Raw genomic sequence first — 12105 nt, forward strand, 5'->3', positions numbered from 1 at the left:
AATGATAAGGAGACCGAAAATGAGCAAACATGGACTGGTCGACGAGTTCGTCCGGCAGCAGTGCATTGGCGACATACTCCGCCGCGCGGCGAAACGTAGCCCTGACAAGGACGCGATCCTATGCGGCGACGTGCGATGGACCTATGCCGAGTTCGATCGCATCTGCAATCGGGTCGGCCATTCGCTACTCGAACGAGGCATCGGCAAAGGGGACCCGGTCGCCATCCTGTCGCGGAATTCCCACGCGTTCGCCGCGATGCGTTTTGCCATCGCGCGCATCGGAGCCATTCTCGTTCCAATCAATTTCATGTTGAACGAGGACGAGATTGCGTACATCTTGCGCAACTCGGGTGCGCAAACGCTTGCGGTCGGCCCGGGGCTGGAGGATTTGGGGCTGGAGGCGATCAAACGGGACACCAAAGTGTCGCGAACGCTCTGGCTGCCGGGTGAAGAACCGGCAACAGCACTTGCGGGAATGGAAACATTCGCCGACTTGCTGAGCGGTGCCGATGAGCCGATTTCGATCACTGTCGAATCCAGCGCACCCGCTCAAATCATCTATACCAGTGGCACCGAGTCTTTGCCCAAGGGCGCACTCTTGAGTCATGACGCTGTGCTGTGGCAGTACGTCAGCTGCGTCATCGAAGGGGAGATGTCAGGCGAGGATACGCTTCTTCATGCGCTGCCCTTCTACCATTGTGCGCAACTCGACTGCTTCCTCGGGCCAGCGATCTATCTTGGATGTACGAACGTCATCACCGGCACGCCGCGGCCGGACGTGATTCTGCCGTTGATCGCACGGAATGCGATTAGCTCGTTCTTTGCTCCGCCGACGGTATGGATCAGCCTGCTGCGTTCAGAGCTATTCGAATCGAGTCATCCCACTACGCTTGAAAAGGGCTACTACGGCGCGTCCATGATGCCGGTCGAGGTGCTACTAGAAATGTGGCGGCGCTTGCCTAAGGTTCGGCTGTGGAACTACTACGGGCAAACAGAAATCGCGCCATTGGCGGCGGTGCTCAAGCCGGGCGACCAGTTACGCAAGGCCGGATCTGCGGGACGGCCGGTACTGAACGTGGAAACCCGTTTAGTCAATGACGAAATGGAAGATGTCCAGCCCGGTGAGATCGGTGAGATCGTGCATCGCTCTCCCCAACTCCTGTCGGGTTACTTCAACGCGCCGGACAAGACCGAAACGGCATTTGCCGGCGGCTGGTTCCATAGTGGCGATCTGGCAAGGATGGACGACGAGGGCTACATCACAATCGTGGATCGAAAAAAGGACATGATCAAGACTGGCGGGGAAAACGTCGCCACTCGAGAGGTGGAGGAGACCATCTTCCGCATCGCGGAGGTTTCGGAGGTCGCGGTCGTCGGTGTTCGGGATCCCCGCTGGGTCGAGGCAGTGGCTGCCGTCATTGTTGTCAAGAGGGGATGCACTCTTGAGCAAGATCGGGTGATCGAACACTGCAAGGCCCACATGGCGCACTTCAAGGTGCCCAAGCGCGTGGTCTTCGTCGACAGCCTACCCAAAAATCCGAGCGGAAAGCTGCTCAAGCGAGAATTACGCCGCCAATTCGAGGTGCCGTCTACCGTCTGACCAATTGAGAGGCACCGTTCCTTGAACAGCTTCTGGATGGTCGTCGGGCTGGTGTTCAGGTAGGCCGCGAACTCAGCCTGGCTGGCACGCGTGCGCAGCCGCAGCGCCTTGCCCCACGCGCCCTTTCCGCTGGACGGTCCCAACGGCCATGATGAAGGCTTCCCTGGCGCCCACTGCGTGACAAGCGGCTGCGCCGCACTAATTTGGTGCAGAGCACCAGCGTAGATGGCGCGATGAGTGATGCGACTTCCCTGCTTGTCGTATTGCGCGGTCGGATACATCCCTACTTGCACAAATCGGCAGCCGAAGGCGGCGTCGCCAGGCTCAAATCAAAATCACTCTCTCGCAGGCCCGCGGGAGTCAGGGAGACCCAGTGCAGTATCGATGGCGAGCGCACCAGCCCAAGGCTGCCTGCATAAGTCCATGGAATCGGCGACGGCTGGCTGCCGTGCAACGCAATTGCGTCGGCGGACATCTTCAGGTGCAGTAGGCGGCCATCCTGCGAGGGCGTGTACGCCATGTTGCCGACCACGGTGATGCCGGCCTCGCGCACGCTTTCCGGCATGCAGGCCAGCGAGGCACTCACCCTGCCCGCCCTGTCCAGCAGATGCGCGAAGCCCTTGCCCACGTCGTTAGTGCCAACCAGCAGGAAGCTGTCCAGGGCCGGGACATAGGCCACGCTGTAGGTGTAGTACTTCAGGCGGCCATTCAGTACTTGCATGCCAGTCAGCGTGCCGTCGATGGGCCGATAGACGGCCGTCTTCAGCCTGGCGTGCGTCTCGCCGGGCACGAACTCCTGCCAGGCAAGCAAGGCCGTCTCCTTCGAGCCTGCAATCAATGGCCACCATTCGCGCTTGTTCGGCGCCACCTCGGTGCTTTGCAGCAGCCGGCCGTTACCGTCGTAGGTCTTGAGGTAGACGCCGTTCCCGGTGCCCAGGTTGTCCACGCCGCCACCATCGATCCAGTCGTCCGAGTAAAACACGACGAAATTGTCCCCTACCGCTGTCACGTGGCCAGAGTGTCCGCCAGACCAGACGTCGGTCGATTTCGCCTCTTTCGATTGCAGGTCCGTGCCGTACACACGAAAGCGCTGACTGACGCCGTTGGTGGTGTTCGAGCCGTCCTCAAAGGTCAGCATGATGCGGCCCGCGGCGTTCTGCGCTACCGAAACCGGCTCCTGCGCTTCCTTCTCGGCGACCAGTAGCCGGGGCTTGCCAAGACTGGCCTGGGCCGGGTTCCATTCGGCGACGTAGATGTCGTGCGTCCAGTTGCGATTGCGATCGGGGCCACGCGGCGGCAGGCCTGAGCTGCTGAAGACGATGTAGGTGGTCTGCCCAGGCCCGCTGGCCGCGCCAATGCCATGCATAAAGGCGCGCTGATCGATCGCCGGGCGGACCTTGGCGGGCGGCCGGGTGTCAGCGCGGCCATTGTTCCGGCCTTCGTTACGCGCACCCGCCGGCGCGCATAGCAGCGCACCGGCAAGCACGAGGGTAGCGCCACGCATCATGGCGAACGCACGCATGGTTATTCCACAGTCACGGACTTGGCGAGATCGCGCGGCTTGTCCACGTCGGTGCCGCGCGCGCAGGCAGTGTGATACGCCAGCAACTGCAGGGGCACCACGTGCAGGATCGGCGACAGCAACCCATAGTGCTCGGGCATGCGGATGACGTGCAGCCCGGGCGCACTGCGGATCTTGCTGTCTGCATCGGAAAACACGTAGAGTTCGCCACCGCGTGCGCGCACTTCCTGCAAGTTGGACTTGAGCTTCTCCAGCAACGCATCATTGGGGGCAACCGTGACGACCGGCATCTGCTCAGTTACCAGTGCCAGCGGCCCGTGCTTTAGCTCGCCGGCAGCATAGGCCTCGGCATGGATATAGGAAATCTCCTTGAGCTTGAGCGCGCCTTCGAGTGCGATCGGGTAGTGGATACCGCGGCCAAGAAAGAGCGCGTTCTCCTTGCGCGCCAGCGAGCCTGCCCAGGCAATGATCTGTGGCGCCAGCGCCAGCACGCCATTCAGCGCCGCCGGCAAGTGGTGCAATTGCCCAAGCATGGCGGCTTCGCGGTGCGCGTCCAGCATGCCGCGGCGCTTGGCCAGCGTTGCCGCCAAGACGAACAGCGCCACCAGCTGGGTGGTGAAGGCCTTGGTGGAAGCAACGCCGATCTCGGCGCCCGCGCGGGTCAGGAAGTGCAAGGCCGCCTGGCGCAGGATGGCGCTGCCCGCCACGTTGCATACTGCCAGTGTATGACGATGGCCAAGCGCCTGCGCATGCTTGAGCGCGGCCAGTGTGTCGGCCGTCTCGCCTGACTGCGAGATTGCCAGCACCAGGGTGCGGGGATTCGGCACGCTGTCGCGATAGCGGTATTCGCTCGCGATCTCCACGCTGGTTGGCAAACGCGAGATCGACTCCAGCCAGTACTTGGCGGTCATCCCCGAGTGGTAGCTGGTGCCGCAGGCAAGGATCAGCACCGAATCGATTTCGGCGAAGACAGCATTGGCATGCGCACCGAACAGTGCCGGGGCGAACCTCACCAGGTGTTCGGTGGAGTCGGCGATCACCGATGGCTGCTCGAAGATTTCCTTCTGCATGTAGTGCCGGTACGGGCCGATTCCGACGGCTGCCTCCGTTGCCTCTAGCTCGCGGATCTCGCGAGCGACCGGGTTACCGTCGCGGTCCGCGATCGCGATCCCCTCGCGCGAGAGTGATACCAAGTCACCCTCTTCCAGGTAGATAAAGTGCTCCGCGTTGCCGGCCAGTGCCATGGTGTCGGAGGCAAGGTAGTTTCCGTCACGGCCGAGTGCGCTCAATGTCTCGCGCAGCGATTCGTGATTCTCGATGATGCCGTTATGCACCAGCGCGATCTCGCCGCTGGAGAAGATGGGGTGCGCATTGCGCGTAAGCGGCTCGCCATCCTGGAGCACGGCAACGCCACAGGAATCGTAGCCGCGATATTCGAGACGCCGCAATCCTTCCAGCAGGACCGGTGTCACATTACGTTGCGCGATGGCGCCGACAATGCCGCACATCCTGATTTCCCCGTGATGATGCAAAATCCATTCAATGAGGACCTCGCGCGAAAGCGGCCGGGCTGCCGGCGCGAGGCCAAACTGCGGAGCTGGTCAGGCTAGTTCCTGCTGTAGCGGTGCAACGTGCGAGATCAGGCCGTCTTCGTCGTGAAAAGCCACCAGGCGACGACCCGTGCCCACCGATAGCACCACATCCTTGGCCAAGTCGAGCGTCGAGATCGGTGCCACCCGGGCAGGCCGTTTCAGGTTGGACACGCTTGTCCCGAAGCGGCGCGCCAACGTCCACACCGTGAGCGCCATGCCTATCCAGAGAATGGTCAACGCGTCGGGGATGACTTCCCTAAGCGCGAACTCGGTGCTTCCCGCGGAGGCCACGCACCAGTAGATGTAGAACGCCGCAGCTACCCAGATGCAGGCCACCAGCAGGGGCCGCGCCAGCCGATACCAGAGATATCGTCGGACTGCCTTTCCCCGCGCATGGTGCTGCAGATACTGCTGCAAGGTCGTGCCGGACGCGTCAATGATGGGCTCTTTCATGTCTCACTCCTCCTCAAGAATGCTCTTCAAGCTGCCCGACAACCGGAGATGCGGGCGCAGGTGACCTTGGCGGCGTGGACGCGGGGGCGTCCTCGCGGATGCCGCGGTCGGGGCTGACCCACCTTGCCCGGGTGCGGCGCTGGTGCAACAGCACGCTGGGCAGGGCGATCACCGATGCGACCATGCTGATGGTCCAGAACGCGATCGGGTACCAGATCGTGTCAAGGAAGTAGCGCAGCAGCTTGGTGTCGTAGCGGCGATCGATGACGCAGCCGACCAGGATCTGCACGCAGCAGGTCAGAAAGAGAAAGACGCCGGCCCCGCGCGGCATGCCGGCGAAGCGCCAGGCTTCGGGCAGCACGAACAGCGCGGTTGCGGCCGTCATCACCAGCGTGAACAGCATGCAATAGGCCCAGATCACGCTGATCGAGTATTCGAGGAAGATCGGCCACATCATCGGCTTGTTCTTGGTGACGATGGGCGCCGCATACTTCTGCAGCACCTGGATGCCGCCCCGCGCCCAGCGCAGGCGTTGCTTGAACAGGCCCTTGAGCGTCTCCGGCATCAGGATCCAGCTGAGCGCGCGCGGCTCGAAATGCAGCCGCCAGCCATTGACCTGCAGCTTCCAGCTGATATCGATGTCTTCGGTCAGCATGTCGGGGCTCCAGTAACCCACGCCGCGCAGCGCGCTCTTGCGGAACATGCAGATCACGCCAGACACGGTCAGCAGGCGGCCATACATTTCCTGGGTCCTTTTGATCAGGCCCACGATCGACGAGAACTCGCCGACCTGCATGCGCCCCAACAGCGAGGTCCGGGTGCGGATGCGCGGATTGCCGGTGACCGCACCAACCCCCGCATCCCGCAGGAAGTGCCGCAGCATCCAGCCGATCGCCTCGCGGTCAAGCAACGAGTCGCCGTCGATGCACAGCAGATACTCGGCATCGGTCAGCATCGCCGCAGTGGTCAGGCCAATGGCCTTGCCCTCGTTACTGTTCTGGTGGATCACCAGCAATTGCGGATACTGATCGATCAGCGCATTCAGGATGTCGCCGGTGGCGTCGCTGCTGCCGTCATTGACAGCGATGATGTTGTAGTTCGGATAACGCAACTCCGCCAGGTTCGCGATGACCTCGCGCACATTGGCTTCCTCGTTGAAGCAGGGCACGATCACCGACACCTTCGGGCAATCGAGTAACACGTCCGCCCGCGTTTCCTTGCGCTCTTTTCTCTCGATCAGGAAGTAGTGAAGCAGCCCGCCGGTCATCCATAAGTAGGACATGAACAGTGGGTAGTAGAAGACAAAGTTCGAAAGCAGGCTTGCCGTATTCTTCATAATCTTCCCCCTACCTTGTTGCTATCGGCTCTTGGTCTGGATCTTGGACTGGATCTGGCTCTTGGTCTAAACCTTCATGCCATTGCGCGGTCGCACCAGGTTCTGCATCGACATGACATCCCGCAGCACCGCCAGGTCTGGCTGGTTCACCATGAACTGGTCGGGGCAGTAGCCGAGGTGCTTCACGCCAGCCATGCGCAGGCGCTGCATCTGATCGCGTAGCGCGGTGGTGGCGACCGGCGCCTGGGTACGGCCGTCGAGTGTCTGCAACGCGAAGATGGTTTTCGGCAGCGCGCCCGGATGCGCCGCTACGGCGCGGGCCAGGCCCTCCAGCCAGGGCGTCGAAGGCGGGCCGCCTCCGGCGTCCGCGTAGGCCATCAGGTTGACGAAGTCGTATTGCGCGGCGAACGCATCGATGTCCTGGGCCAGGCGCATGCTCGCATCGGGGCGCAGCACCGCATTGGCAGGCAGGCTGCGCACGGTCAGCACATTGCCGCCGCCCTGATAGTCCTTGACCAGGTCGCCCAGTTGCCCCGTAAAGTCGATCAGGTACCGGAGCTTGGCGTCCGACCATCGTTGCAGCAGATCGGGGTTGGCACGGATCGCAGCCAGTCCGCGCGGCAACCCCCAGTCTGCGTAGGCGGCAAGCGCTGCGTCGCCCGCGTCTTCGATATCGCTCAGGCTCGCGTCATCGCCAAACACGATGCCATTCAGACTGGTGTACCTGCCCAGGTCGTAGTAGATATCGCGGATCACGCTGCGGGCGAGCGGGTCGAAGGGGCTGAGCCGTTGCCGCTGGCGCGGGTCGAAGGGCGTGGCCGGCGCGCCCGGCATCACCGCTACCAGCCGCGATGAGGCCGGATGGCCCGCGGGCAGCTTGTAGGCAAGCACCGGCAATGCCGCATAGACTTGTACGCCAGCTCGGGTGATCAGCTGCCAGGCCGCGCGCGAGAACAGGTCGCCGCGCACCGGCATGTGGCGGTTGGGAAAGTAGAGCGCCTGGGCGGTGCCGCTGCCGTCGGGATCGTGAAACGCCTGCAGGTAGACCGATTTGGGCTCAAGATCCTTGATCCGATCTATCAGCCGCGACAGCCTGGCTTCCTGGCGATCGGGGTTCGGATCGTACACGTCGTCGAGAGAGACGTTGACAACCCGTTCGACCGGCTGGTTGTCGCCGCGATAGGCCGACTGCTGCCGGAACTGGCCCATCATGACACCCGCATCCCAGTCGTAGGAGACCAGCAGGCGCCTGACCTTGGTCAACGGCACCTCGGGCGTATTGGGCCCGTCGTCGAGGGTGAAGTGGACATTCATGCCCAGTTTGTGCGAGGCACCGATCAGCGCCGCGTTGTACATGCCGTAGGGCCAGACCATCGAGCGCACCCGAACCCCGGTCTTGGCCTGGATCATGTCCGAGCACGTCTTCAGGTCGCCACCGACCCGGCTTTCGTATTCCTGGTCGGTTTCGTAGCGTTTCAGGTCGGCATGGTAGAGGTGCGCGCTGGCCGCCGGTAGTTCGTTGCCCTGAGGGTTGGCCACGGCACCGTGGTGCAGGTCGTGCGTGTGCGAGGCGATCTCCACCAGACCAGACTCAGCCATCTCGCGCAGGTTGTCCCAGCTCATGAAATAGCCTGGCGCCATCACCGACTTATGGCTGATGCGCACCGGTTCGTCCTGGGGCGTACTGGTCCAGCGCGACACCACGGCGACCAGGCCGGGGTAGTTGTACTGTTGCAAGAGCGGAAAGGCCTTGGTGTACTGGCTCTTGTAGGCATCGTCGAAGGTCAGCAGCACGGCGCGCTGCGGCAGGCGTGGGCCGCCGTTGCGCGAAGCGATGATCTGGTCGACGCTGACCGGGTGGAAGTCGTTGCCCTTGAGCCAGGCGAAGATATTGTTGAGCGTGGCGGTGCTGATCGCGCAGGTATCTGCCACCGTTCCCACATCCGCACGCAGGTCGTCCCGGATGTCGTGAAACGCGAGTACGCGGAAAGTCAGTCCGTCGTCGCGATCCTGCGGCGGCAGCAAGGACAGCGCATAGCCGGCGTGGACGCTATTGGTCACAGACAGCGCGCCGGCGAGCCCGATGAATGTTCGGCGATTGAGCTTTTGCATGATGACCTATAGAGGGACGTTGAGGTTGACGTAGATCAGCTTGGTCGTCTCCCGGCTGGCGTCGAAGCGCCTGCTACCGATGCCGATGCCGTAGGTGAGCGAAGCCTTGCGGCCAAGCTGCCAGAACTGTTCGAGGCGCGCCTCCCACAACATGCTGTCGCCGAAGCCGTCCTGCCGGTAGCCGCCTGCGGTAACATAGACGCGCTGGCTGAAGGACTTCTCCGCATAGCGCCACGGCGTCCATTGGTACATGGTGCGCAGTTGCGCGGTGTAGTCGCGTCGAGGATTGAAGTAGGCGGTGCTGTCCAGCGTATTGCTGGTGGTGCCCACATCAAGCCAGATTGCCACCTGGTGGCGCGGCTGGTTCAGCAACCGCTGGTAAGCGGTGCCCTGCCACATCTGGTGAAAGTTGGTGTCGCTGTAGCGCGAGGCGCCGTACATCACATTGAAGTAGCGCGCATCGTCCTGCGAGTAGCGTGCCGATGCCATGGCAGCGCGGCCTGTCACGCCGGCCCGGTAGGCCTTCAGCGGCAACGCGTTGTCGTCGGAGTCAACGCCCGCGCCGAAGCGCCAGTAATCATTGGGCTGGAAGGCGACCGTGCCGGTGCCGCCGGTCTTGCCCTGACCGCCGGTGGACTGATGCAGCTCGGCGGCGGCTTCCCAGCCGTCGCGCCGGAAGTCGCCGCCGAGGCCGTTGCGTATGCGGCTGACGCTCTGGCCATCGCCGGTGTCGCCACGCGCCGTGTATTGGTGCGCGAAGACACGCCAGTAGTCCGCCATCGGTGACGAGTAGAGACGGGTGTCAACACCCCAGGCATGATCCGCCAGCACTGCGTTGCCGCGCTCGCCAATCGCGTCGATGATCAGTTGCGGTCGCTCGTAGACGCGGTACTCGCGCTGGAAGTTCTTGACGCTGTTGTTGTCGGGGAATTTGCCGTCGAAAGCCGCGGCGACCGCCTTCGCCTGATCGTACTGATGAAGTTGGAGGGCGGTCTTGCCGAGCCCCACCAGGCTTTCAATATCGCCGGGGTGGTCGACCTGCGCCTGCCGGTAGAGGCTTTGCGAGGCGTACGGGCGCTCCAGCACCAGCGAACCGTCCGCGCGGGCGGTCAGCAGGGAGGGATCGAAGGGGGCATCCTTGCGCAAGGCATCCAGTGCCTGGACACCCTCATTGACGTGATTGGTATAGAGGAGGTACTGCGCCTGCAGCTTCTTGACTCGGCCGTACTCGGGATTGGTTTTGTCCACGTCTTCGGACAACTCGGTTTGCGCTGGCGTGGTACGGGCCATCATCGAGACCAGTTCGCGCGCCGCCTCGTAGTGTCCCTGGTCCAGGTACGCAAAGAACAGGCTTTCCTGCACGTTAGGACGCGATAGCGCATAGGGTTCGGTAGTCTCCTTGATCGGCTCGATGACTGCCTGCAAGGCCAGTTCGTAGGCGCGCGAGGCAAGGTCGGGCTTGTCGAGATAGGCGTAGGCATCGCCCGCGGCGGCATAAGCCGAGCCCGGTAGCGGCTCGTTGGCCAGCGAGAGCTGCTCGTATAGCGCTGTGGCTTCCTTCATGCGTCCGCGCACGGACAACGCCGTGAGGCGATCCGCCTGGACCGCGCGCCGCACCCCGTTGTATTCGCCGTCGGCGGGAATCCTGCCTTGCAGTGCCTCGGCGGCTGCAAGCGCGCTGTCGGCGGGAACCAGGCGATCCTGGTCATTGGAAGCGCTGGCTTGCTGCCGTGCCCAACGGATTTGCTGGGCAACGGCAAGATGCTCCAGCAGCAGCAGATCCCGGCGCGCGAAGACATCCGGGCGTGCGGTGGCCTGTTCCAGCGCCAGTTTTGGAGAACCTGCTTCGGCCAGGGCAAAGATGCGCTCCCTGAGCCGGTCCTGCTCGCCGGCCAACGCGGGTTGCTCCAATCTTGCCGGTGGTTGCACGCGTGGTGTTGCCGGGTTCGCTGTCTCTGCTGCGCAATGCTCGCGAGCGAGAAGCGCCAATAGCACGGCTGTGGTTTTGAGCGTGGTCCGCAATCGCTTGCGGCTTTGCTGGGATGCGTTCACGTTTTTGTCCCCCCGGATCGCGCTACTGCAAACAAGACGTCTCCTGGCGTGCGGCATATCCTTGCCGGCACCAATGCGCTGGAACCAGAGAGACGGACATCACGCGGCCAACCCGATGGCCCCGTTGCAACACAACGCGCCAATCTGGTTCACCGAAACCTGATCTTGCTGAATTCGCTAGAAATCAAAGCGGCTCCGGATCTTCGCCGGTTGCACCCTGTTGCCTCCATCCAATGCCCCTCGCCCTCGGCAGCGATTTGTGCTGCGGCGATGCGGCCGATTTCCCCGATTCTTTTCGTTCTGTTCACGTCTGCCATGAAGGCGGCTGCTCCCTGCTAACCTCGCCCTCCAGACTTTCTCTTTGCGCCTGCATTCATGCACTTGCTTCGTGCAGGTGCGCCTATTATTTGGCAGTCGAGCGCTATTGCGACAGTGACCAGAAGCACTAGAGCGCCCAGCCGAAAGATGGAGTCGATCTAAACCGGGAAGCCAGCCGCGCTGTCATTGGCATGACACGTAGGCGTGCTCACGAACGCGCTGTGAAAAAATGCGCGTTCCTGCAGTGGGTACTGCCTCAAGTGGAAGCGGGGCGTCGAACGGGGCCTTCAGGTTTGGCTGCGCTGGGTTAGCCCGTGCCGTGCGCGCAGTTGGAGGCGAGGCATCCGCATCGCTCCAGCGGCAATTCCGCGATCTCGCAGCCTCCTTGCCCACGGAGAATCGTTCCGCTTACCTGGTACGATCAGGGATCAATTTTTCGTAGCCCGCCGAGCAAGGCAAGTGCGGGCAGATGCGACGGGGACATCCCGCGACGTTCGTGAGGACCATCGTCTTCGACGCCAGGGAGCTGAAGGATGACACCACGCCTGACTGAGACTGAAGCACGTCACCTGCCGCCCGTCCCCTTGTTGGTCGGGCGGCAAGGCAGTGTCATCCTGGAACGGCGCTGCGAACGCCGGCCGCAGGCCCGGCCCATGCCGAGCTTCACGCTGTAGTCCGGCCCGAAGGTCAAGTCGCCGGTGCGCAGCCCGACCTGCACGCGGTCGTGGCAGTGCGGCGTGCCGACTGCCGCGCTTGACGCGCAATGGCTGGGCGCCCTCCCCTCGCTCGGGTTCGCCCACAGCGCAGGAGAACCAGGTCGAGGACCCTTGCCGCTACCCCACCAGATCCAGACTGAGTGCGGCACGCATGATGGAGGCGGCAATGTGCGCCAGGCCACAAATGGGTGGGACTTCTGGCGGATAGCTGTGGATGCTGCAATTGTCTAGGCTTCTCGCACCAAACCAGAGAGGGGAACGCAGTGCCAATCTCACATACTGCCCGCCCGGCTGCTGTTGCGCGCTTTGTATTTACGGTTCTGTCGGCGGCGCTCGCGTTTGGCACGCACGCCCAATCGTCGCCAGAGACATCGCCTACGTTGCCGCAGGCGGCCTCCTCGTTG

The 12105-nt window shown here is 62.9% G+C and carries 7 protein-coding genes; 1 reads left to right on the forward strand and 6 read right to left on the reverse strand.

The window, feature by feature from the left end:
- The first annotated feature begins 19 nt into the window (after positions 1–19).
- Positions 20–1600 carry a fatty acyl-CoA synthetase gene (locus AC1RWI_RS21475; RefSeq protein ID WP_492868612.1) on the forward strand — a complete coding sequence of 527 codons (1581 nt, stop codon included), beginning with the start codon at positions 20–22 and terminating at the stop codon, positions 1598–1600.
- 283 nt (positions 1601–1883) lie between these two features.
- Here AC1RWI_RS21475 and AC1RWI_RS21480 read toward each other — a convergent pair whose 3' ends face one another.
- The 6 genes from AC1RWI_RS21480 to pgaA all read right to left on the reverse strand — a co-directional run bounded on the left by AC1RWI_RS21480 (position 1884) and on the right by pgaA (position 10544).
- Entirely contained in the window at positions 1884–3122 is a 1239-nt protein-coding gene (locus AC1RWI_RS21480) for a hypothetical protein (protein WP_492868614.1), read from the reverse strand.
- A 2-nt stretch (positions 3123–3124) separates the two neighbouring features.
- Positions 3125–4630 (reverse strand): glutamine--fructose-6-phosphate transaminase (isomerizing), encoded by a 1506-nt coding sequence (gene glmS, locus AC1RWI_RS21485; protein ID WP_492868616.1) that lies wholly within the window; start codon positions 4628–4630, stop codon positions 3125–3127.
- Positions 4631–4723: 93 nt separating this feature from the next.
- Positions 4724–5167 carry a hypothetical protein gene (locus AC1RWI_RS21490; protein WP_492868618.1) on the reverse strand — a complete coding sequence of 148 codons (444 nt, stop codon included), beginning with the start codon at positions 5165–5167 and terminating at the stop codon, positions 4724–4726.
- Between the two features lie 13 nt (positions 5168–5180).
- Complete coding sequence (gene pgaC, locus AC1RWI_RS21495) at positions 5181–6503, reverse strand: poly-beta-1,6-N-acetyl-D-glucosamine synthase (protein WP_043346157.1); 1323 nt, start codon at positions 6501–6503, stop codon at positions 5181–5183.
- A 66-nt stretch (positions 6504–6569) separates the two neighbouring features.
- On the reverse strand, positions 6570–8615 hold the full coding sequence (gene pgaB, locus AC1RWI_RS21500; protein ID WP_492868620.1) for a poly-beta-1,6-N-acetyl-D-glucosamine N-deacetylase PgaB: 2046 nt from the start codon (positions 8613–8615) through the stop codon (positions 6570–6572).
- 6 nt (positions 8616–8621) lie between these two features.
- Positions 8622–10544, reverse strand: coding sequence for a poly-beta-1,6 N-acetyl-D-glucosamine export porin PgaA (gene pgaA, locus AC1RWI_RS21505; protein WP_492868622.1), 1923 nt, complete (start codon positions 10542–10544; stop codon positions 8622–8624).
- Between the last annotated feature and the right edge of the window lie 1561 nt (positions 10545–12105).

The sequence above is a fragment of the Cupriavidus sp. MPR-AND1C genome, from assembly GCF_058809705.1.